The sequence below is a fragment of the Candidatus Glassbacteria bacterium genome, from assembly GCA_019456185.1.
In the GTDB taxonomy this organism is placed as follows: Bacteria; Gemmatimonadota; Glassbacteria; order GWA2-58-10; family GWA2-58-10; genus JAJRTS01.
Map to the genome: position 1 here is coordinate 1 of VRUH01000034.1, position 21216 is coordinate 21216.

A 21216-nucleotide genomic window follows, 5' to 3' on the forward strand; every position below is an offset into this window, starting at 1 on the left:
GCCGGGGCTGGGATTTCGCCACGGAGAAGCTGAACCTGGCGCGGATCGGCCACGCGATCCTGGCCCAGCAGAACTGGAAAGCAGAGATGGCGCAGTGAACCGGATCGTAGTCGACGAATTCAACCTGATCTGCGCGGCTGAGCTTGCGCATAAGGGGATCCCGGGAGCGGAGGGACCAGAACGGGTGATGGCACTATTGGAGTCCAAGCCCTGCTCCGTGGTGCGAGGAGCTGGACTACTGGAAGAGGCAGTTCGGTTTGAATGAGAAGAGAAAGGTATACCTATATTTTGAGGTATGGTAAACAGATGTCATTCGGTATAATACAAACACCATGACCAACTACATATTCAGTTTCGTTGCGGCACTTTCACTGAGTTCAAATCTTTCTAAAAAATCACTAAGCTTATTTGCATTAACTATAAAAACCGTATTCTCCTTTGCAATTAAAAAGTCTTTAGCTCCCCCCTCTACTCCAGATACTTGATATGGTGACAGTTGTTTACGAAACCTTAGATACGGAACATCTATAAATTCCGTCTCTTTTAGCATTGCGCCATCCGCAATGGATATCTCGTACGGATCAAATTTGCAAATTTTAAGCTCTGCTGTAGTCACGATAACGCTAAAGAAAAGTTTTAGCATATTCGACCTATCAACACCATAATGATCGTATTCGATTGCAAAAGCTTCCGTTGAATCAACTAAAATAGACGCGATTCTTTCCAACATAGGCCTTGCTTTTGGATCTTGACCGTGAACCACACAATAGGATGATTCCGGGGATTGTGGATCGGCCGTGACATCTTCCCAAGCAAAGCCTTTGAATTTATGATCTTTGATTGTCGGGACCATTGCCTTTACATGTCTTCGTTCTAATAGCATGTTCGGTTTAACTGGTATTAAAAATATCCAACTACAATCGACAACTTTCTTGCATTCAACTATCATAAATGCAGTGTTAGCCTCGTTGAGTAATACAAGGTCTATAAAACCAAAATTCGAGCCTCCAATTTCACGCCAAGAATGCTCAGATGAAAACACTTCCCATCCCAATTCACCTTGGCTGTTATTAATCATTGCCTCTAAACCAATTTGAAGAGGGAAACCGGATTTATTAACTATTTCCTGTAGTTTTGAATTGTCCATAGTTATAAAGTTAACTCCGAGTTAAACACTGAGCGGATTATTATATCCAGAGTAACCTTGCATAAGGGCACTTTAAATATCTACCAAAATAAGCAAGCAATTTCTCTATTATTTCAAAGTCAAGTATATCTAACTTAAGTGTTTGCAGCCACTTCCCCCAACCTCGGCAGGCTGTCCTGCGCGCCCAGCCGGGTGGTGCTGATTGCGGCGGCTTTCGAGGCGAACGCTATCGCTTCCTCCAGCGGCGCTCCACTGGCCAGCCGGGCGGCCAGCGCCCCGTTGAAACAATCCCCGGCGGCGGTGCTGTCCACCGATTCAACTGCCTCGGTGGGGAAACTTTTCCCTCCGCTTTGATCCACCAGCAACGAACCCTGTTTCCCGCGGGTGATCAGTACCGCTTTCACGCCCCTGGCCAGCAGGGCTTCAGCCTGGGCGCGGGCGGATTCGAGAGAGTCCCCACCGATCCCGGTCAGCAGCTCTGCCTCGGTCTCGTTGGGGGTCAGCAGGCTCACGTTACGCAGCAGCTCATCGGGCAGCTCCCGTGCGGGAGCTGGGTCCAGGATCACTCTCACGCCCGCCGCCGTAGCGAGACCGGCGGCCTCGGCGACCGCATCCAGCGGAATCTCAAGCTGCATCAGCACCGAATCGGCGCTCTCGATTGTTTCACGCGCCCGGCGGACGTCCTCCGGGCCGACTTGGCCGTTGGCCCCCGGCGCCACCACGATCGCGTTCTCGCCGTCCTCGTCCACCGTGATAGTCGCCACGCCCGAGGCCTGCTCCGGGTCGCGGGTCACGTGGGCGGTCTCGATTCCCTCATCCGCGAAATTCCGCAGCATTTTATCGCCGAACGGGTCTTCGCCCACCCGGGCCACGAACCAGGTGTGCGCGCCCAGCCGGGCGGCGGCCACAGCCTGGTTGGCTCCCTTGCCCCCGGCAACCATCACGAACTCGCCGCCGAGGATCGTTTCGCCGGGACGGGGGATACGAGTGGTCTTGATCACCAGGTCCATGTTGGAACTGCCGATAACTACCACCGGTTTGGCGCTCATGAGCGGGACTCCTGCCTGTCAGTTTGGATAGACGGGGTGGGGATTACTGTTTCAGCAGCTTCTGCACCTTGCCGTTGAGCCGGTCGATCCAGTCTTCATTCGGCTGCAGGCCTGGAGCGGGCCGGCCGAGGAACTTCTCCCAGTCCCGGCCGAGAATCACGGTTACGTGGGCCATCGCCATCTCGTCCTGCTGGGCCCTGAGCTGGCCGCAGCCGAGCGCACCGGCAACCTCCCGGCCTACCTCGGGACGGTCGGAATGATCGACAACCAGGGTGTGCTGGTAGCCGAAATGTTCGGCGTTGTCGGCAACCACGACATCGAACCCGAGGTCGCGCAGGCGGGCGGTTACCTGTCGGCTGGCGCCGGGTGTACCGCAGCCGTTGAGCACCCGGACCTCGATCGTGGATCTCTCCACGGGCGGAAAAGCCGCCGCCTGCTTGCCGGAAGAAACCGTGTATGCGCCGGCTGAGCCGCCGTTGTCGAAACCGTACTGGAGGAATGCCGATATCAGGAACAGCAGAATGAAGGCCGAAGTGACAACCAGGCCGAGAGTGACCAGAAAATCGCCGCCGGAGATTGCGGCTGCCTGGGCGGTGGCATGTTTGCGTCTGGCGCTCTGGCCCTTGTTGACCAGACGGACGTTTTTAAGGTGCTGCCGGCGCTGCCGTTTGGAAGGCTTATCAGCCATCGAATACCCGTAAGACAATGTTAGCCCGGTTCTTGTTCCCGGGGCGGGAAACGCTGATAACTGTTGCTGCGGCGGCCGGCGTCACTCCGTTAAGCAAGATAAGTACCACCTGCCCGATTTGTCAAAGAATCATTCGTCCGGCGCCACCGCTCAACCGAATGACAACACTTCGTTCCAGGCGGCGATCCCGTTGGGGTGCAGGGGACGGCCGCGGCTGATAGTGTGCGCCAGCTTGCGCGAGAGCACCTCGCGGTAAACACCGTCGAGATCGGTAAGGACCCGGCGGCTAAGTTCCGCCACGTCCGGATCGCAGTTGCGGACCTCGCGCGAGGGGTCGAGATAGTCGGCGCAGAAGAGGACCCTGTCCAGCAGGCTCGCTCCGGCCCGGCTGGTGGTGTGGTAATATACCGCGCAGATCACCGCTTCATCGCTCACACCCAGGCCGGCGTGGAGGAAATGGGCGGCGGGCGGAGCGTGCAGCAGGCCTCCGCCGAAGCGCCAGGCGTCATCGTCTATCGGGACATTGTCCCTGCGGATAAGCTCGCGCAGTTTCTGTTCGGTGAATTTCCTGTACAGATCGTGGGCCAGTCCGGCAACGTAGGTTTTGCGCTGAAGGCGCTCATCGCCGCCATCGACACTGCCGGCAATCTCCCGCGCGAATTCGGCAACCGAATGAGTATGCCGCGCCAGAGCTTTGCCGCCGAAACGTTGTTCAATTTCAGCCTTGAGCCGCTCCACAACCCTGTCGTAATCGCGCATGGCCCTGCCCGAAGTTGGCCGGTTTATCCGTTATCTTTTCAGCAGCGCTTTCATTTCCCGCACCGCCCGCTCCATGCCCACCAGCACGGCCCGGCTGATTATCGAGTGGCCGATATTGACTTCCTCGACCTGGGGGATCGCCACGACCGAAGGCGTATTGAGATAGTTCAGCCCGTGTCCGGCGAACACTTTCAGGCCAGCTCCGGCCGCGGCCGCCGAGGATTTTTGCAGTTTTTCCAGTTCGGCTTTTACGGCCGTTTGGCCCCGCGCGTTGGCGTAGGAACCCGTGTGCAGTTCAACAGAATCCGCACCGGAGCGCGCGCAGGCCTCCATAATCTCCGCCTCGGGGTCCACAAACAGGCTGACCAGGACACCGGCTTCCTTCAGCCTGGCCACGGCTGGGGTCAGCCGGTCGGCGACGGCGAGGACATCCAGGCCGCCCTCGGTGGTGACCTCCTCGCGTTTCTCCGGCACGAACGTGCACTGCTCGGGAACGGTATCGACCGCGATCCCGATAATTTCATCGTTGAGCGCCATCTCCAGGTTGAGCTGGGTCTGGACCGTCCTGCGCAGCACTTGCAGGTCGCGGTCCTGGATATGGCGGCGGTCCTCGCGGAGGTGGATGGTGATCTGGTCGGCGCCGCCCAGTTCGGCCAGCACGGCCGCGGCCACGGGGTCCGGCTCGACAGTCCGGCGCGCCTGGCGGACAGTGGCCACGTGGTCTACGTTAACACCCAGTCTGATCAAGTCGTTCTCCCCCGGGTAAGCTGGATTTCATACGGTGTGCCTTTCACGAGCTGCATCGCCAGCGGCCGCGGCATCCTGACCCGCAGCTTCAGGCTCCCGTCCTCAATGCTGCGCTCCAGGACCCGTCCCAGGCGATGGAACGCTGCGGCCAGCTCGCCTTCCTCCGGCTCAAGTTCAATCGAGAATTCGCTCTCGTCGGCCTCGATCATATTGATAATCCGGTCGCGAATGTGTTTCAATCCCCGCTCCCCGTCGACAGCCGAGCTGAACACCGCGTCGGGCCACGACTCGGCGGCCTGGAACAGCAGTTGACGGTCGGTTACCAGGTCGGTCTTGTTGAACACCAGCGTCCGTTCCACCTCGCCCGCGCCGAGCTCTGCCAGCACATCCTCGACAACCTTGATCCGCTCGGCGAAGTGGGGGTTGGATACGTCCACGACCAGCAGCAGATGGTCCGCGCCGACAAGCTCCTCGAGCGTGGCCTTGAACGAGGCCACCAGGTGATGGGGCAGGCGGCTGATGAAACCGACCGTGTCGGAGAACAGGACCTCGTGCTTGTCGAGTTTGACCTTGCGAGTGGTGGTGTCGAGGGTGGAGAACAACTGGTCTCGAACCAGCACCCTGCTGCCACTCAAAGCTTTCAGCAGCGAAGATTTCCCGGCGTTGGTGTAGCCGACAAGCGCAAAGGTGCGGATACTTTCGCGGCCCGCCATACGGAGATGGTGCTGGTTCTCGATCTTGCGCAGCTTGCGTTTGAGCAGGGTGATCTGTTTCTGGATCAGGCGACGGTCGGTTTCGAGCTGGGTTTCTCCGGGTCCCCTGAGTCCGATACCGCCACGGATACGCGAGAGGTGGACCCACATGTTTTTCAGCCGGGGCAGGAGATATTCGAGCTGGGCCAGCTCAACCTGTAGCTTGGATTCGGTAGTGCGCGCGTGATGGGCGAAAATGTCGAGGATCAGCTCGGTGCGGTCGAGCACCTGTAGGTCGAACCGCTCCTCCAGGTTGCGGGCCTGGCTGGGGGAGAGCTCGTCGTCGAATATGGCCAGATCGGCCCCGGTGCTTTCGATAACCTGCTTTATCTCTTCGGCTTTGCCCTTGCCGATATAGGTCACGGGATCTATTTTCCGTCCCCGCTGCACCACCCGGTCGACCACCACCGCGCCGGCGGTTTCGGCCAGCCGTCCCAGTTCCTCCAGGGGCTGTTCTCCCCAGAACTCGTTCTCCGGACGGTCCGTGCCGAACAACACCGCTTTCTGCGGCTCCTGCTGGATGTCAATCATACTCAAGTAGTTTTTCCCACTCCCCGTAAGCTTCCGTGATTCGGTTATCAAGTTCTTTCAATTCCGCCGACAGCTCCCCGGCTCGTCCCCGGCGGCTGTAGGTCGAGGGATCGGCCAGCTCGAGCTGGAGCGCCGACTTGCGCTCCTCGAGTTCGGCGATCTCTACTTCCAGGCTGTCCTTGCGTTCCCGGAGCCGGCGCAGCTTGTTTTTCGACAGCGTGCCGCCGGCAGGGGCGGTATCCGGTGCGGAAATTTTTCCGCTTCGGCTCTCGGCGGCCCGGGCTTTGGGAGACGTTTTCCGTTGCCCCTCGGCCAGACGTTTTAACAGCTTGTCCCGCTCCCGTTTATAATAAGAATAATCCCCGCCATATTCAACCACTTTATCCGCGCCGAGAGCTATTTCAGCGGGCTGTGAGAACTCCAGCAGCCGGGTGGCGAGACCCTCCAGCAGGGTCCGGTCGTGGGTGATCAGCACCAGGGTGCCGGGGAAGCTGTCCAGCGCATCAAGCAGCGCCTGGCGGCTGTAAATATCTAGGTGGTTGGTCGGCTCATCCAGCAGCAGGAGGTTGGCCTTGCTGTGGATCAGGGCGGCCAGCAGCAGGCGGCGGAACTCGCCCTCGCTCAGCACGGACACCTGCTTCTCGACATCCTCGCCGCTGAACAGGAACCGGCCCAGCAACCCTCGCGCCTGGCCCAGGGTCAGGTCGCCGGCGCGGTTGTACATCCACTCCAGCACCGAGATCTCTCCCTCGGGGCGTTCCACGCGCTGGGGAAGAATTGCGGTGGTTACATCGCGGCCCCAGCTCAACGTGCCTTGCGCCGGGCGAAGGCGGCCGGCCAGTAGCGCGAGCAGCGTGCTTTTGCCGGTGCCGTTAGCGCCGAGCACGGCCAGCGTCTCGCCGCGCATCAGGCTGAAATCGAAACCCTCGAACAGCGCCGGAGCGCCGTTGTAGCGGTGGCCCAGTCCCCGGGCCTCCAGCACCAGGGACACGGAACGCTGCGAGATCTCGATATCCCATTCCGGTTTATCCGGCGCACGGCCGGTCTCGGGCGGAGGCTGCATCCGCCCGAGCATTTTCCGCCGGCTCTGAGCCTGCCTTGTCTTCTGGCCGTAAATATTTTTCCTGATGAAATCCTCGATCTGCTCAACCTTGCGCTGGTAATTTTTTCGCTCCCGTTCGAGACGTTCCTCCTCGGCCGCGGCCCAGCGGGCGAACTCACTGAAATTTTCCGGCCGCATGCGGACCCTGCCCGCCAGCACCTCGATAGTGCGGGTGGTGAGGTTATCGAGGAACGCGCGGTCGTGGGAGATCACCACCACGGTGGAAGAGATTTCCGCAAGCAGCTTTTCCAGGAACTCGATAGCGTTCAGGTCGAGATGGTTGGTCGGCTCATCGAGCAACAGCAGGTCGGGTTGAGCCAGCAGGGATTTGGCGAGCGAGAGTCTGCTTTTTTGCCCGCCGGAGAGCGAGCCCGCCGCCTGTTCGAATGTCTCTGGACCCAGGCCGAGGCCGGTCAGGATTTTCTCGGCCCGGCTCTGGATGCTGTAGCCGCCCAGGCGCTCGAAGCGGTCCATCAGCGCGCCGAAACTGTCCAGTTCGGCCTGATCGAGATGCTCTCCGCTGTCCAGCCGGGCCTGGATTCCGGCGATCCTGACTTCGAGTTCCTCGATTTCGCTGCAGCTCGCCAGCAGTTCGGCCAGCACCCCCTGCCCGGAATCCAATGCAGGTTCCTGCTCCATGAAATGAACGCGGAGGTTTTTGACGTGGGTGACCTCGCCGCTGTCGGGGGTGTCGAGCCGAGCCAGCAGACGGCAGAGGGTTGTTTTGCCGGAGCCGTTGGGGCCCACCACACCAATCCGTTCACCGTCCCGGATTATGCCGGTGACATCGCTGAACAGCTCGGTCCCGGAGACTGTGCGGGAGATATTGTTGAAACTGACGATCGTCATGATTGCAAGATGCCCCGGCGGAAGCGGCTGGTTTCAGTCCTCCATCATCATTACAGCTCCTGTTATCCGGTGTTCACAGACTCAGCGCGAAACTAGTTCCCCCCTTTTTTTTTATCCCGCAGTTGCTTCCAGAACTCGATCCGCTTGACAATCTCTTTCTCGAACCCCAGCGTTGTCGGCTCGTAAAATTTCTTTCCCTCGAGGGCTTCCGGCAGGCATGGCTGCCCGGCGAAGTGGTACGGGTAGTCGTGAGGGTACTTGTAGCCTTGCGCGTAGCCGAGCTCCTTCATCAGCCTGGTGGGCGCGTTGCGCAGGTGCAGAGGGACCGGCTCGGACATGAATTCCTTTACCGCCGACTGGGCAGCGCGCAGGGCCTTGTAACTGGCATTGCTTTTGGGAGCGGTGGCCAGGTAACACACCGCCTGGCTGAGCGGGATCGCACCCTCGGGCAGACCGATCACGGACACCGCCTTGTGCGCCGCCACGGCCACCTGCAGGGCCTGCGGGTCAGCGTTGCCCACATCTTCGGCCGCGAAAATAATCATCCGCCGCAGGATGAACAGCGGGTCCTCGCCGGCCTCCAGCATGCGGGCCATGTAATACAGGGCGGCGTCGGGGTCGCTGCCGCGCATGGACTTGATAAACGCGCTGATCACATCGTAGTGCTGCTCGCCCTCGCGGTCGTACTGCAGCAGCCGCTTTTGGAGGGCCTGGCGCATGGTTTCCCCGCCGATCACCAGTTTGTCTTTCCGCTCCTTGCCGCCCTGGGCCAGATACAGCGCGGCCAGCTCCAGGCCGGTCAGCGCCGCGCGCGCGTCGCCGTCGGATGCTCTCAGCAGCAGGGCGCGGGCGTCGTCGTCCAGACTGAGAGCCATCCCGCCCAGGCCGCGTTCGCAGTCGGCCAGCGCCCGGTCAACCAGCCGGCCCAGATCGTCTTCGGTAAGCCGTTCCAGCACGAACACCCGTACCCGGCTCAGCAGGGCGCTGTTGACCTCGAACGACGGGTTCTCGGTGGTGGCGCCCACCAGCGTGATCGTCCCGTGCTCCACGTGGGGCAGGAGAGCATCCTGCTGGGCTTTGTTGAAGCGGTGGATCTCATCGAGAAACAGGATCGTGCGCTTGCGGTAGAGCTTGAGCTGCTCATCGGCCTCCTTGACAGCCTGCCGCACCTGAGGCACCCCGCAGGTGACCGCGCTGTGGTGGACAAACCGGCTGTCGGTGCTGCCGGCGATTATCCTGGCCAGGGTGGTTTTACCGCTGCCCGGCGGCCCCCAGAACAGCATCGAGGATATCTGGTCGCTCTCGATCATCCTGCGCAGGACGCCCTCGGGCCCCAGGATATGCTCCTGGCCCACGAACTCGCTCAACTCGCGGGGTCTCATCCTGTCGGCCAGGGGCGAGAAATCCGCAGCCCGGCCCTCGTCGGTGGGCAGTCCGAACAGGTCTTTGCTTTTTTCAGCCATGCCTGCGGCTCATCTTTCCGTTCATGGACAAATCCAGGGGCCGGTTTTAAGTTACAATACTTTTGTACAAAGGTTCGGACCCGCTGGAATATAGCACTTGATTCCGGTTATTTTCAAGACTGTCAACAGGATAGTGGACGTGGGCGAGAGCGATATCAAGTTCGACCGGACTCCGGTGGCGGTACTGGGACTCGGCGTGGACATGATCGAGATCGACAGGATCGTCGACGCCCTGGAGCGCAGGAGCGGCCCGCGGTTCGAGAAGAGGGTGTTCACTGCCGGCGAGATCGAATACTGCCGCTCGATGAGCAACCCGTACCCGCATTTCGCGGCGCGGTTCGCGGCCAAGGAAGCGGTGATGAAAGCGTTCGGGACCGGCTGGAGCGCGGATGTGACCTGGCAGGGGATCGAGGTGGTGCGCGACAGGCGCGGCAAGCCGCATATCCGCCTGAACGGCAAAACAGCGGAGCTGGCCGGGAAACTGGGTGCGAAAGTGGCCCATGTCTCGCTGAGCCATGACAAGGGCCGGGCGATGGCGGCGGCGCTGCTGGTGGGGGAGCCGGAATAAATCTCTGCTTCTTTTCCAGTCGCTGAAAAGAAGTTTTTTGCCGTTGCTGCGCCGAACTCGCAATGCCCTCGGAAGATGTCCGACCGGAATGCAATCGCGGCTATTCAGGCGCTACCGGTGGTGCTGGCCAACGCTCGCCCCGGCCATAAAGCCGCGCCGGACCTCGCGAAGTACGCCAGTCATCAGCTGGTCATTTGATCCGCAATGGGCTCACGGCAACATCCGCCCTCTTTGATCCGGACCAGGTGCGCGGCAACTATCCCGTCTGCCGAAAATTCGGTAGCGCACCCGGGCAACCAGCCGGTAGCATAAATCTCTGATCGGGCGGGGGATAGCTATCAACGGGTAGAGCCGGCTCCATGGCGGCCCCAGCAGGCGCAGGATTTTCAGCACGGCGGTCGAGCGCAGGTCTAGAACGCCATCGTGCAGAAAAATCACCGATTTCGCCGGAGGACTGTGGCAACCCAGTCCGGTCAGCAACTTTTTTGCCGTCTCGCCTTGAATAGGAGCGAACAGCAGCTTTTCTGCGCGGTCCCGTTCGAGCGCCCAAACGGCGAAACCGCTGCACAGCTTGCAGTACCCGTCGAACAGCACTACCGGCCCTGTGCCGGATACCCTTGGCATACAGCCTCCCCGCACGTGGAGGTTCCTCATAAATCGAGATCAGACTCACCAGTTACCATAACCCCGGAGCTCCCGATGAACAAGCTGTCCGCTGTCGCCGCCGCCTTTTGCCTCTGCTTGATATCACTGGCGTTCGCAGACCCCGAATCTCCCAACCCCCGCGCGGTCCCCACGTTCGAGTGCCTGGGACTGTACTACACGCTGGAGGCCGCGGACGACCCCGGCGAGTGCGGCGTGCGCTACCGTACGGCCGGCGGCGGTGAGTGGCGCGAGGTAATCCCCCTGTTCTACAACGTCAAGGACAGCCAGTTCCGCGGCAGCATTGTCGGGCTGGTGCCGGACACGGAGTACGAAGTCGAGTTGATCCACAAGGGTAAAACGGCAAAAATCACTGCCCGCACGATGAGCGAAGAATTTCCGGTCGGCAAGACCACGCACCTTCCCGACGGTACCAGCGACACTCAGCTCGAAATCACCGAAAGCGGCACTCCCGACGGCTGGCACCTGGTGACAGTCAGTCCGGGGGGCAAACACGTGATCGACCCGGAGAAAACCCGGGCGCACAATATCGTGATCGAGGGCAGCTACATAATCGTCCGGGGCCTGGAGCTGCGGATGGCCGGGCAGGACGCGATCTATCTCAAAAGAGGCAGCCACCATATCGTGATCGAGGACTGCCATATCATCAACTGGGGCAGGGGCGACCGCAGGATGGCCTGGCTGGGCTGGGGCGACAGCGCGGTGCGCGCCGCGGAGGGCGTGGGCGACCTCGTTATCCAGCGCAACCTGATCGAGCACCCCACCGGCTGGACCAACGACTGGGACACCGGCCACCCCAGCGGACCCCAGGCGATCACGGTCCGCAATTCCAGCGGGCACAATATCTTCCGCCACAACGAGATTATCAGCACCGAGGACCACGGCTACAACGACGCTATCGGCGGGGGGAGTAACTACTCCTGGGAGGGCGCGCCCAACCGGGACAGCGATATCTACGGCAATATCGTGACCAATGTCTGGGACGATGCTATCGAGGCCGAGGGCGCGAACATGAACGTGCGGATCTGGGGCAACTACATCGACCACGTGTTCACCCATATCGCCACCGCCACCACCAGCCGGGGGCCGCTCTACATTTTCCGCAACGTGTTCGGCGTATCCCGCCGGACGCAGAAAAACCCGACCGGCGGGCCGATGATCAAGGTGGGGGGCGATAACCGCGAGTTCCGCGGCGGGCGGCGCTACGTGTTCCACAACACCGCGCTGCAGCCCCACGGAGCGTTCCGGGTGTTCAGCACGCACCAGCTCTCCGATGTGATCTCCCGCAACAACCTCTACGACTGCCCCGGCGTGCTGACCGGAATCCACGACCCGATCGAGCCGCTGGATTTCCAGTATGATATGTTTACCGGGATACCCAACGGCAAGCGCTGGCTGAAAAACAGGGTGGGCGGCGGCAGGCCCGCGTTCGAGCCGAGCCAGGGCCTGGAGTGGTTCCCGGCGGTCAATACCACGCGGGTCAAGTGGGGAAGGACCGAGGTGGAACACGCCGGCAGAACCTGGCGGATTACCGACAAGGTGATCCGCGTGCCCAACCCGATGATCGACTCGGGCGAGGTGCTGCCGGGGTTCAACGACAACTACGCGGGCGCCGGGCCGGATATCGGGGCGTTCGAGCGGGGACGGCCCCCGCTGAAATTCGGCCGCCGAGCAGGAAGAAAAGTGATTCTGGCTCCGTGGGAAGTGAAGTAATAACAATGTAGGGGCACGGCACGCTTACCGTGCCTCTGGTTGATGGTGAAACTAGCAATGTGCGGATTGATTCGCTGGTGGCGAGGATACGGTAACAGCAACATAAAATTATCGTACTAATTTCTTAAACTTCTATTCATCGATTGGGGGGGGATGCATCGAGTCATATAGTTTTTTTAAGCTCTTAGGTAGCTTATCGACAAATTGGAAGGGATCTGAATGAAGATCATCTAAACCTTTTATTAAACCTTCAATCCTTGAATTAGATTCTTTTTTTTCCTTTTCGGTAAAAATAGTATAGCTCGTTAACGACTTAGAGGATATTGATTTCCCATTTATTCTGATGAAAAACAATTGCATGTGGAAATTTAATAGCCAGATGATCTCCTGTAGAACTGCTTTATGAATGAAAAAGACAAACGCCCATTTGATAGTATCTTCGGCATTGCGATCATCTTCCTTTTTGGGAGTGAACAAATATTTCTTTTGTACCTTTTTAAGTTTCGCGAAACTCGTATCCATTTTCTCAAGCAATAATTGACATTTAAAGCCGTTTAGTAAATTGCCGATATTTTGAGCGGCATCCGTAGGAAAATCCACAGTATCGTATGATTCAATCTGTTTGGACAGATCATCACGGTCAAAATAATTATTCAGTGAATAACTTATTGCTGTCGTATAGCGGACAATTTTGTTTGTGCCATTTGTGATATAAGTATTAACGGCTTCAGCTTTGTTTCTTTCCTTTTTACTAACGTGTCTGCTAATGAACCATAAGGCTAAGGCTGATGCTAAGGCCAATGAGGCAACAATAAATTTATCCCATAAAGTATCGCCCTGTGCTGCCTGCTGAATCAGGGCTATGCTTGACGAATCAAAAGAAAAAATAACTGAATCCAGTCGTGTTGCCTGATGGAGAAATGCTTTGCTTAATGAGTCCAATGAAACAACAACGGTATCCATATTTAGGCCTCGGTAATAAAAAAACTGCTAATTTTATAGGCAGTAACTCAGCGCTGACGTGCAGCGAGGTGGCGGATGCCGACTACCCGCTGAGGCGGCTGGTGGACGAAGCCCGCGACACGGCGGCTAAAGGAACAGTAAGCACAAATCAGTATATCCAGTTTGACATCGACCTGTCAACACCGAGCAGTGCTTAGAACCTGTTTCATAACTCAAGAATGGCTGTAGGGGCGACGCATGCGTCGCCCCTACGGTGTCCGAGTTTTGCAAATAGTGACTGTTTTTCTTCAATTTAGTACGATTTTACAGCCATAAAATTTATCTGTTATGGTTATGTAACAGTCTCTATTTCTTCCTGATTGCAAGACCGATGTTTGTTTTAGAACAGCCCGAAAATCTTGCCGTCCTTGTCCACGCCGATATTCTCCGCAGCGGGCTTTTTGGGCAGGCCCGGCATGGTCATGATATCCCCGGTCAGCGCCACCAGGAACCCCGCGCCGGCCGAGGGGATCACCTCGCGCACGGTGATGTGGAACCCGGTCGGTCGGCCCAGCAGGGTCGGGTTGTCCGAGAGCGAGAACTGGGTCTTGGCCATGCAGACCGGCAGGTTGCCCAGCCCGAATTTTTCGATCGCGGCGATATTGCGCCGGGCGGTGGTGCTGTACTCCACCCCGTCGGCCCCGTACATCTCCCGCGCGATTGTCTCGATTTTCTGCTGCACCGGTTCCTCGACATCATACAGGTAACGGAAATCCGCCCTGCCCGCATCGATCTCGGCGCTCACCTTGTCGGCCAGGTCCAGACCGCCCTCGCCGCCCTTTTCCCAGACCTCGGTGGTTGACCACGGCACGCCCAGCTTGTCGCAGTGCTTGGCCAGCAACTCGGTCTCGCGCCTGCTGTCGGTGAGATAGCTGTTGAGCGCCACCACTACCGGCACCCCGTACTTGCGGATATTCTCCACGTGGGCATCGAGGTTGCTCATCCCGCGGACCAGCGCCTCCAGGTTCTCCTGGTCCAGCTCTTTCGGCTTGGCCCCGCCCTGGAACTTGATCGCCCGGGCCGAGGCCACCAGCACCACGCAGTCGGGGTGAAGGCCGCCGTAACGGCACTTGATATTGAAAAACTTCTCCGCGCCCAGATCGGCGCCGAAACCGGCCTCGGTGACAACGTAGTCACAAAGGGCCAGGGCCAGACGGGTAGCGACCAGGCTGTTGCAGCCGTGAGCGATATTGGCGAACGGTCCGCCGTGGACCAGCGCCGGGCCGCCCTCGAGAGTCTGCACCAGGTTGGGCTTGAACGCATCGCGCAGCAGCGCGGTCATCGCCCCGGGAGCTTTAATCCGGCTGGCGGACACCGGCTCGCGGTTGAAATTGTAGCCGACGATAATCCGTCCGAGGCGCTGCTCCAGGTCCTTGAGGTCCCTGGCCAGACACAGGATCGCCATCACCTCGCTGGCCACCGTGATCAGGAAACGGTCCTCGCGGGGTACGCCGTTGAGCGGCCCGGCAAGGCCGACCACGATACTGCGCAGGCTGCGGTCGTTCATGTCCACCGCCCGCGGCCAGACCACTCGCCGGGGGTCGATACCGTTGGGGTTGCCCTGGTGCTGGCTGTTATCCACCATCGCGCTCAGCAGGTTGTGCGACGCCGAGACGGCGTGGATATCGCCGGTGAAATGGAGGTTGATATCCTCCATCGGAATCACCTGGCTGTAACCGCCGCCGGCCGCTCCGCCCTTGATCCCCATGCAGGGGCCCAGCGACGGTTCCCGCAGGCAGAGCATCACGTCCTTCTCCCGCTGCCGCAGCGCCTGGGCCAGTCCCACGCTGACTGTCGATTTACCGACGCCGCTGCTGGTGGCGCTGATCGCGGTCACCAGGATCAGCTTGCCTTTCTGCTTCCGGTTGTTCTTGAGCACGTCCAGGCTGACCTTGGCCTTGTAATGGCCGTAACTCTCGATCTGGTCGTCGCTGATACCAACCAGAGATGCGATTTCTCCGATCGGCCTGATATCCGCGCTCTGGGCTATTTCGATGTCGCTGGGTACTTTTCTTTTGCCGTTTCCGCTCACAGCCATGACGGCCTCCGTTACAATGATCCGGGATAACTGGTCTTTTGGTCCGTGGAAGGGGTATGGCAGCATCGGTGTCCGCAACGCGCGGTAAGATACTTTCCGATGGAAAGTAATTTATCTTTCGCGCAATTCAATGGAACTTTGCCATAAACCGGCTTTCATTATAACACGGCCTGGCCGGATGCAAAAGGTTTGACCTGAAACCGCTATTCGCATACTTTTTAAGTTTATGCGCAAGTAGGACGAGACGCTTAATTCAGCTAATCTGCAAAGAGATTAAAGGGAGGCGGGTTGTCCGGGAGCATGGACAAGCAGTACGACCCCGGAGTGGTCGAGGACAGGTGGTACAGGTACTGGGAGGAGCGGGAGTATTTCAGGGCCGATGTCGATTCGGGCAGGGAGACCTACACGATCGTGATCCCTCCGCCGAATGTCACCGGCGTGCTGCACATGGGGCACGCGCTCAACGAAACGATCCAGGATATCCTGATCCGCAGCCGCCGGATGCGCGGCTACGAAACCCTGTGGGTGCCGGGCGTGGACCACGCGGGGATCGCCACCCAGAACGTGGTCGAAAAACAGCTCAGGCAAGAGGGCCGGGACCGTCACGAGATCGGCCGCCAGGCGCTGGTTGAACGGATCAGGGAATGGAAAGACGACCGCGAACGCACGATTATCGAGCAACTCAAGAAGATGGGCTGCGCCTGCGACTGGAGCCGCTACCGGTTCACCATGGACGAGCGGCTTAGCCGGGCCGTGCGCCGGGTGTTCGTCTCGCTCTACGACAAGGGCCTGATCTACCGCGGCAAGTATATCATCAACTGGTGCCCGCGCTGCCAGACCGCCCTGGCCGATGAGGAAGTGGACCACAACGACACTAACGGCCGGCTCTACCATATCCGTTACCCGTTCGCCGACGGGGACGGTTCGATCACGGTGGCCACCACCCGGCCCGAGACCATGCTGGGCGATACGGCCGTGGCGGTCAACCCGGACGATGAACGCTACAAAGAGATAATCGGCCGCAAGCTGCGCCTGCCGGTGGTGGGCCGCGAGATAGAGATTATCGCCGACAGCCACGTGGACCCCGAGTTCGGCACCGGGCTGGTCAAGGTGACCCCGGCCCACGACCCGAACGATTTCGAGATCGGCCGCCGTCACAACCTGGAGCAGGTGCAGGTGATGGCCGGCGACGGGACAATGAACGAGCGGGCAGGCCAGTTCGCCGGCCTGGACCGGTTCGAGGCCCGCAAGAAACTGGTGGAGCGCCTGGACTCCGAGGGCCTGCTGGAGAAAACAGCCGACCACGCCCATTCGGTCGGCCACTGCTACCGTTGCGATACGATGGTGGAGCCGTACCTGAGCACGCAGTGGTTCGTCAAGATGAAACCCCTGGCCGAGCCCGCGCTGGAGGTTGTCCGCGCCGGTAAAATCAAGTTCCATCCCGCGCGCTGGACCAGGATTTACTACGACTGGCTGGAAAATATCCGCGACTGGTGTATCAGCCGCCAGATCTGGTGGGGCCACCAGGTGCCGGTCTGGTACTGCGACAGCTGCGATGAGATGACTGTCTCCGAAACCGACCCCGACAAGTGCGCCCACTGCGGTGGCGCCGGAATCCGTCAGGACGAAGACGTGCTGGACACCTGGTTCTCCAGCCAGCTCTGGCCGTTCACAACATTGGGCTGGCCCGAGGACACGCCCGACCTGCGCCGTTTTTACCCGACCAACGTGCTTTCCACCGCGCCGGAGATTATCTTCTTCTGGGTGGCGCGGATGATCATGGCCGGCCTGGAATTCATGGGCGATATCCCGTTCAGCGACGTGTACTTTCACGGCACGGTGCGCGACGACACCGGGCGCAAGATGAGCAAGTCGCTGGGCAACGCGGTCGACCCGCTGGAAGTGATCGAGCAGTTCGGCGCCGACGCGATGAGGTTCACCCTGATCTCGATCACCGCCACCGGAACGGATGTCTACCTCTCTGAAGAGAAGTTCCACCTGGGCCGCAATTTCGCCAACAAGCTCTGGAACGCCAGCCGGTTCGTGATGATGAATTTCGGGGATGGTTTTGAGCCGACGCCTTTGGTGAAGCTGAGCCTGGATGGCGACAAATTCCTGCCCGAGCGCTGGATTGTCAGCCGCCTGCAAACCGTCGCCGCCGAGACCACCTCGGCCCTGGACGCATTCCGGCTCAACGACGCCGCCGGGCTGGTCTACCGCTTTATCTGGCATGACTACTGCGACTGGTATATCGAGCTGACCAAGGGCCGGATGGAGGGAAAGCCTGGCCAGACGGTGCGCAGCGTGCTCTGGCACGTGCTGGAGTCCGCCCTGCGGCTGCTGCACCCGATCATGCCCTTTATTACCGAGGATATCTGGCAGCGCCTGCCCCATCAGGGCGATTCGATCCTGGAGCGGGAGTGGGTGGCTCCGGAGGACAGCCTGATCGACACTGAAGCCGTTGGCGAGATGGAACTGCTGCAGGAAATTATCACCGCCGTGCGCACGATCCGCAGCGAGATGAACGTCCCGCCGGGCAGCAAGGCCGGCCTGTTCGTGGTTCCGGCCGATGAGGAAACCAGGCGGGTGATCGAGACCCACGCCGATTATGTGCATTCCCTGGCGAAAGTGGACAAGCTGCAATTTATCGCCCCGGAGCAGAAACCAGGCGCCAGCGGCGTGGCGGTGATCGGCGGCTCGGAGTTGTTCGTGCCGCTGGAGGGCCTGATCGACCTGGATAAAGAGCGTGAAAAGCTGGCCCGCGAGGCGGACAAGCTGCGCGGATTGCTGACCGGTATCGAGAAAAAACTGGCCAACGGTAATTTCGTCAGCCGCGCGCCGGCCGAGGTGGTGGAGAAAGAACGGGAGAAACAGGAAACGATGCGCGAGACCCTGGACAAAGTCGAAAAGAATATCGAGCAACTGGCAGGCTGAGCCTGGAGGAGATGCACCGATGAAAGAGATGTTTATTGACCTGGCAAAATACAGGATCCAGCGTGCGTTCGAAAACCGGACCGATGCGATCCTGCTGCTCAAAAGCGAACGGATCAACGAGTCGGTGAACCGTCTCTATCAGGCCAACTACTATGCGGTTAAAAGCCTGCTGGCCACCAGGATGAAAGACTCCACCAAGCAGCAGCGCGTGCTGCATATCTTCCAGGAGCAGTTCATCCAGACCGGCGAGATACCAACCGAATACGGGCAGATAGTTGACCGGAGCTACCGCAGCCGCGACGAGAGGGAGCGCCGCGACCAGCTCAAGCTCAGCCGTCAGGAAGCGGAGAGCATGATCGGCGAGTCGGAGCGGTTTATCTGTTTCGTCCGCGATTACCTTCAGCAGTTGATTCTCGCCAGCCCGGAGAAATCGACAGGTCCGCTCAAGGAAGACGAGCGCAGCAAGGAACACGCTAAGAATCACGACAAGGACCGCTAGCTCTCTCGGCCGGTTGAACCGAGCACTCTTTTTTCCCGCCTGGCCAGCTTGTCGCAGATTTCCGCGATCTCTTTCACCCGCAGGAACCCGATTTCCGAGATATAGCCGCTGATCAGGAAATATTCTGTCCGGTCGAAATAGATGTTTTCGATCGTTATCCCCTTGGTCGCATCGCGCTGGATCTCCTCCGGGTCCCTGATTCTCTGGTCGGGGATCATCGGCCCGGTTTTATCCGTCACCGGCGAAACCTTGATCGTCTGGGTGCAGCAGAAAAACGGCACCTTGTCCATTTTAGCCGCCAGGGCCAGCAGGCGCGTGCCGGCCTTGTTGATCAGCGAACCGTCGGACTGCACCGTGTCCGCGCCGGTCAGCACGCAGTCGGCGCCTACCGTTTCGATACCCAGCATGGCGTCGGTAACCAGCCGGACCTCGAAGCCCAATCCCGCCAGCTTGCGGGCGAACTGGACTCCCTCGCGCATCGGACGGCTCTCGGCGACAGTTATCACCAGGTCGCTCCCGCCTTCAAGCCGCCGCAGGATTTCAAACACCCCGTTGCTGGCGCTGATCGTGATCAGCCGCGCCTTGCCCGGGAATTTCTCGGCCAGCAGTTTGGCACCGTAATCGCCCAGTTCCATGAGTTCCTGCTGCTGGCTGTCCAGTTCATCCTTGACCGCTTCGAGCACGGCCGGCTTGTCCAGACCGGACATCCCGGGCTTGTCGCCGCCGATTCCGGGCATTCTGGCCAGGGCGCGCACCAGGTGGTTGGACAGACTGCTCATCGTGGGCTGGGCCGCGCGCAGCTTGAGCGTTACGGCGCGAAGATACGCGGCCAGCTTTTCGCCGCCGGAAGGGATTCCCCGCACCTGGGCTGCGTCGGCCAGCACTTCGAGGCTGCGTTTCGACAACCAGGTTGCCCCGTGGGTATTGTCGACAGCTACTCTGCGGATCTCTTTTTCAACTTTTTTCGGTATTTTCACCACGCCGCTCATTCGCTCATCTCTCCTCAAAAGTCCACTTCGATCGGGTCTATAATATACTCTCTCTGGCAAGCCCCGGCAATTCGGCGTGGGCCGTTCTGGTTGACACCAACTGTGTAAGGCGATAACTTTATATTGTTCAGTGTGTTAAGGACAGATTTCACGGTGGGTCCGAAAAAATGTGCTCGTTGTCCGTAAAAATTGAAGAGTTCTTGCGGGAGCATCGCATGCTCGCGCCCGGTGACCGCCTGCTGGCAGCGGTCTCGGGTGGGCTGGACTCGATGTGCCTGCTCGATTTGCTGGCCGGTCTGCGCGATAATCTGGAGTTCGAGCTGGTCGCAGCCAGTTTCGATCACGGTCTGCGTGGAGAGCAGGGCAAGGCGGAAATGACACTGGTGGAGGGGACCTGCGCAAACCTCGGCATCGGCTTTTTCGGCGGCGGGGCGAAGGGCCTGAGCGAACTTACCGGGCAAGGCGCGAACCTTCAGGAAGAGGCCCGCCGCCAGCGCTATTCATTCCTGTGGCAAGCCGCCGGGGAACTGAACTGCAACCGTCTCGCCACCGGCCACCACCGTGACGACCAGGCCGAGACAGTCCTGCTGCGTCTCACCCAGGGCAGCGGGTTTATCGGGCTGGCGGGGATCAGGCCGGTCAGCCGCGAGGGACGGCTGATCCGTCCTCTGCTCTGCGTAACCCGCAGCGAGTTGGAGGAGTATGCGCGGGAGCGGGCGGTCCGCTGGCTTGAAGACCCCACCAATGCGAAAGACGGCTGCCGCCGCAACAGGCTCCGCCACCATCGGATCCCGCGAATCGAACGGGAAGGCGACCCGGAGTTCTCGGCGAATCTGGCCGCGTTGGCCGAGGAGGCGGCCGGGCTGAGCTCATTGCTGGATGAAATCGTCGAACCGCATTTTGCCGCGGGCATGGTGGAAATCAGCGGGGAAACTGTAGTGGCCGACTGCACCGGACTGGCGAAACTGCCCTCGACCCTCCGCCGCCATCTCCTGCGCAGGGCGGTGGAACGGATCACCGCCGGCAGGGTACTGCTGTCAGGACGACCGCTGGCGGCGCTGGAAAAACTGGCGGTGAACGGTCTCAGCGGCCAGCGGCTCGATTTCGCCGGCGGCGTCTGTGCCCGGAGGGAGTTCGAGCGGCTGCTGATCGGTACGGGGCAACCATCGGGAACAACGGACGGCGCAGTTTGTCTGGAACTGAGTCAGGGGATCAACCGGTTCTGCCTGGGCGGTGTTTGCTGGGAACTGGATCTCCGCTTCCGGAAAATCGGCGGGAGCGGTATCGCGGAGTATCTGCCGCATAAGGGAGCGGATGGCGCGATTTCGCTGAGCCAGGCGTTCGACGCCGACTGCGTTGAATTGCCGCTGACAGTTTCGCGGTGGCGGCCGGGCGACAGGATCGGGCGCTTCGGCGCCGAGGGCAGCAAGAAGCTCAAGAAACTGTTCACCGAGCGACGGATTCCGCGGAGTGAGCGGGACAGCGTGCCGGTGGTCTCCGACCGGAACGGGACGATTCTCTGGGTCTGCGGGGTTTCGAGGGCTGGGATCGCCGCGCTCACCGCTGAAACCGCCAACGTTATGCTTGCCCAGGCTAGTCGCACCGTGGTTGAGGCCTGTGCCGGACAGGCGGTTGTTGACACCTAACTAACGGCTAGGTATATTGATCGTTCATTCGGTGGGATTGCTGGTTTGGGGCGGTTTTGCCAAGTTCGAGAGGAAGA

17 protein-coding genes are annotated in these 21216 nt (G+C 59.8%); 5 read left to right on the forward strand and 12 right to left on the reverse strand.

Annotated elements, in window-relative coordinates; translation table 11 throughout:
• Window positions 1-340: 340 nt before the first annotated feature.
• From FVQ81_12130 to FVQ81_12165, 8 genes are all read right to left on the reverse strand, one after another.
• The gene (locus tag FVQ81_12130) at window positions 341-1147 is read right to left on the reverse strand and encodes a hypothetical protein (protein MBW7997294.1); all 807 of its coding nucleotides are present in this window, start codon (window positions 1145-1147) and stop codon (window positions 341-343) included.
• A gap of 134 nt (window positions 1148-1281) precedes the next feature.
• Complete coding sequence (gene rbsK, locus FVQ81_12135) at window positions 1282-2196, reverse strand: ribokinase (GenBank protein MBW7997295.1); 915 nt, start codon at window positions 2194-2196, stop codon at window positions 1282-1284.
• 43 nt (window positions 2197-2239) lie between these two features.
• Window positions 2240-2884, reverse strand: a complete 645-nt coding sequence (locus FVQ81_12140; protein MBW7997296.1) for a LytR family transcriptional regulator — start codon at window positions 2882-2884, stop codon at window positions 2240-2242.
• 150 nt (window positions 2885-3034) lie between these two features.
• Window positions 3035-3643 carry an HD domain-containing protein gene (locus tag FVQ81_12145; GenBank protein ID MBW7997297.1) on the reverse strand — a complete coding sequence of 203 codons (609 nt, stop codon included), beginning with the start codon at window positions 3641-3643 and terminating at the stop codon, window positions 3035-3037.
• Window positions 3644-3673: 30 nt separating this feature from the next.
• On the reverse strand, window positions 3674-4390 hold the full coding sequence (locus FVQ81_12150; GenBank protein ID MBW7997298.1) for a pyridoxine 5'-phosphate synthase: 717 nt from the start codon (window positions 4388-4390) through the stop codon (window positions 3674-3676).
• Window positions 4387-5679 (reverse strand): GTPase HflX, encoded by a 1293-nt coding sequence (gene hflX / locus FVQ81_12155; GenBank protein ID MBW7997299.1) that lies wholly within the window; start codon window positions 5677-5679, stop codon window positions 4387-4389. The genes FVQ81_12150 and hflX overlap by 4 nt, the downstream gene beginning before the upstream one ends.
• Window positions 5666-7624 (reverse strand): ABC-F family ATP-binding cassette domain-containing protein, encoded by a 1959-nt coding sequence (locus tag FVQ81_12160; GenBank protein MBW7997300.1) that lies wholly within the window; start codon window positions 7622-7624, stop codon window positions 5666-5668. Before FVQ81_12160 ends, hflX begins: the two co-directional genes overlap by 14 nt.
• 92 nt (window positions 7625-7716) lie before the next feature.
• Complete coding sequence (locus FVQ81_12165; GenBank protein ID MBW7997301.1) at window positions 7717-9087, reverse strand: replication-associated recombination protein A; 1371 nt, start codon at window positions 9085-9087, stop codon at window positions 7717-7719.
• 97 nt (window positions 9088-9184) lie between these two features.
• On the opposite strand from FVQ81_12165, the gene acpS reads away from it, so the two are divergent.
• Window positions 9185-9655 carry a holo-[acyl-carrier-protein] synthase gene (gene acpS, locus FVQ81_12170; GenBank protein MBW7997302.1) on the forward strand — a complete coding sequence of 157 codons (471 nt, stop codon included), beginning with the start codon at window positions 9185-9187 and terminating at the stop codon, window positions 9653-9655.
• A gap of 210 nt (window positions 9656-9865) precedes the next feature.
• On the opposite strand, the gene FVQ81_12175 is transcribed toward acpS, so the two are convergent.
• Window positions 9866-10309, reverse strand: coding sequence for a DUF393 domain-containing protein (locus tag FVQ81_12175; protein MBW7997303.1), 444 nt, complete (start codon window positions 10307-10309; stop codon window positions 9866-9868).
• Window positions 10310-10354: 45 nt separating this feature from the next.
• Here FVQ81_12175 and FVQ81_12180 point away from each other — a divergent pair, with 45 nt between their 5' ends.
• On the forward strand, window positions 10355-12031 hold the full coding sequence (locus tag FVQ81_12180; protein ID MBW7997304.1) for a right-handed parallel beta-helix repeat-containing protein: 1677 nt from the start codon (window positions 10355-10357) through the stop codon (window positions 12029-12031).
• A 132-nt stretch (window positions 12032-12163) separates the two neighbouring features.
• Here the strand turns inward: FVQ81_12180 and FVQ81_12185 are convergent, their stop codons facing one another.
• The gene (locus FVQ81_12185) at window positions 12164-12994 is read right to left on the reverse strand and encodes a hypothetical protein (protein ID MBW7997305.1); all 831 of its coding nucleotides are present in this window, start codon (window positions 12992-12994) and stop codon (window positions 12164-12166) included.
• Window positions 12995-13373: 379 nt separating this feature from the next.
• Window positions 13374-15071, reverse strand: coding sequence for a formate--tetrahydrofolate ligase (locus FVQ81_12190; protein ID MBW7997306.1), 1698 nt, complete (start codon window positions 15069-15071; stop codon window positions 13374-13376).
• A 300-nt stretch (window positions 15072-15371) separates the two neighbouring features.
• Between FVQ81_12190 and FVQ81_12195 the strand changes: the two genes are divergently transcribed.
• Both FVQ81_12195 and FVQ81_12200 read left to right on the forward strand, forming a co-directional pair.
• Complete coding sequence (locus FVQ81_12195; protein ID MBW7997307.1) at window positions 15372-18005, forward strand: valine--tRNA ligase; 2634 nt, start codon at window positions 15372-15374, stop codon at window positions 18003-18005.
• A 19-nt stretch (window positions 18006-18024) separates the two neighbouring features.
• Window positions 18025-18504 carry a HEPN domain-containing protein gene (locus FVQ81_12200; GenBank protein ID MBW7997308.1) on the forward strand — a complete coding sequence of 160 codons (480 nt, stop codon included), beginning with the start codon at window positions 18025-18027 and terminating at the stop codon, window positions 18502-18504.
• Here FVQ81_12200 and FVQ81_12205 read toward each other — a convergent pair.
• Window positions 18501-19493: a hypothetical protein gene (locus tag FVQ81_12205; protein ID MBW7997309.1), complete on the reverse strand. Its 993-nt coding sequence runs from the start codon at window positions 19491-19493 to the stop codon at window positions 18501-18503. The genes FVQ81_12200 and FVQ81_12205 overlap by 4 nt on opposite strands.
• 167 nt (window positions 19494-19660) lie before the next feature.
• On the opposite strand from FVQ81_12205, the gene tilS reads away from it, so the two are divergent.
• A complete protein-coding gene (gene tilS, locus FVQ81_12210; protein MBW7997310.1) occupies window positions 19661-21139 on the forward strand; it encodes a tRNA lysidine(34) synthetase TilS in 1479 nt (492 codons plus the stop codon).
• Window positions 21140-21216 lie beyond the last annotated feature (77 nt).

Coding starts and splice junctions, on each gene's coding strand:
- FVQ81_12200 (MBW7997308.1), top strand. CDS start 18,025: ATGAAAGAGATGTTTATTGACCTGGCAAAATACAGGATCCAGCGTGCG.
- FVQ81_12165 (MBW7997301.1), bottom strand. CDS start 9,087: ATGGCTGAAAAAAGCAAAGACCTGTTCGGACTGCCCACCGACGAGGGC.
- FVQ81_12205 (MBW7997309.1), bottom strand. CDS start 19,493: ATGAGCGGCGTGGTGAAAATACCGAAAAAAGTTGAAAAAGAGATCCGC.
- FVQ81_12130 (MBW7997294.1), bottom strand. CDS start 1,147: ATGGACAATTCAAAACTACAGGAAATAGTTAATAAATCCGGTTTCCCT.
- FVQ81_12160 (MBW7997300.1), bottom strand. CDS start 7,624: ATGACGATCGTCAGTTTCAACAATATCTCCCGCACAGTCTCCGGGACC.
- FVQ81_12145 (MBW7997297.1), bottom strand. CDS start 3,643: ATGCGCGATTACGACAGGGTTGTGGAGCGGCTCAAGGCTGAAATTGAA.
- FVQ81_12195 (MBW7997307.1), top strand. CDS start 15,372: ATGGACAAGCAGTACGACCCCGGAGTGGTCGAGGACAGGTGGTACAGG.
- FVQ81_12140 (MBW7997296.1), bottom strand. CDS start 2,884: ATGGCTGATAAGCCTTCCAAACGGCAGCGCCGGCAGCACCTTAAAAAC.
- FVQ81_12175 (MBW7997303.1), bottom strand. CDS start 10,309: ATGAGGAACCTCCACGTGCGGGGAGGCTGTATGCCAAGGGTATCCGGC.
- FVQ81_12185 (MBW7997305.1), bottom strand. CDS start 12,994: ATGGATACCGTTGTTGTTTCATTGGACTCATTAAGCAAAGCATTTCTC.
- tilS (MBW7997310.1), top strand. CDS start 19,661: ATGTGCTCGTTGTCCGTAAAAATTGAAGAGTTCTTGCGGGAGCATCGC.
- rbsK (MBW7997295.1), bottom strand. CDS start 2,196: ATGAGCGCCAAACCGGTGGTAGTTATCGGCAGTTCCAACATGGACCTG.
- FVQ81_12180 (MBW7997304.1), top strand. CDS start 10,355: ATGAACAAGCTGTCCGCTGTCGCCGCCGCCTTTTGCCTCTGCTTGATA.
- FVQ81_12190 (MBW7997306.1), bottom strand. CDS start 15,071: ATGGCTGTGAGCGGAAACGGCAAAAGAAAAGTACCCAGCGACATCGAA.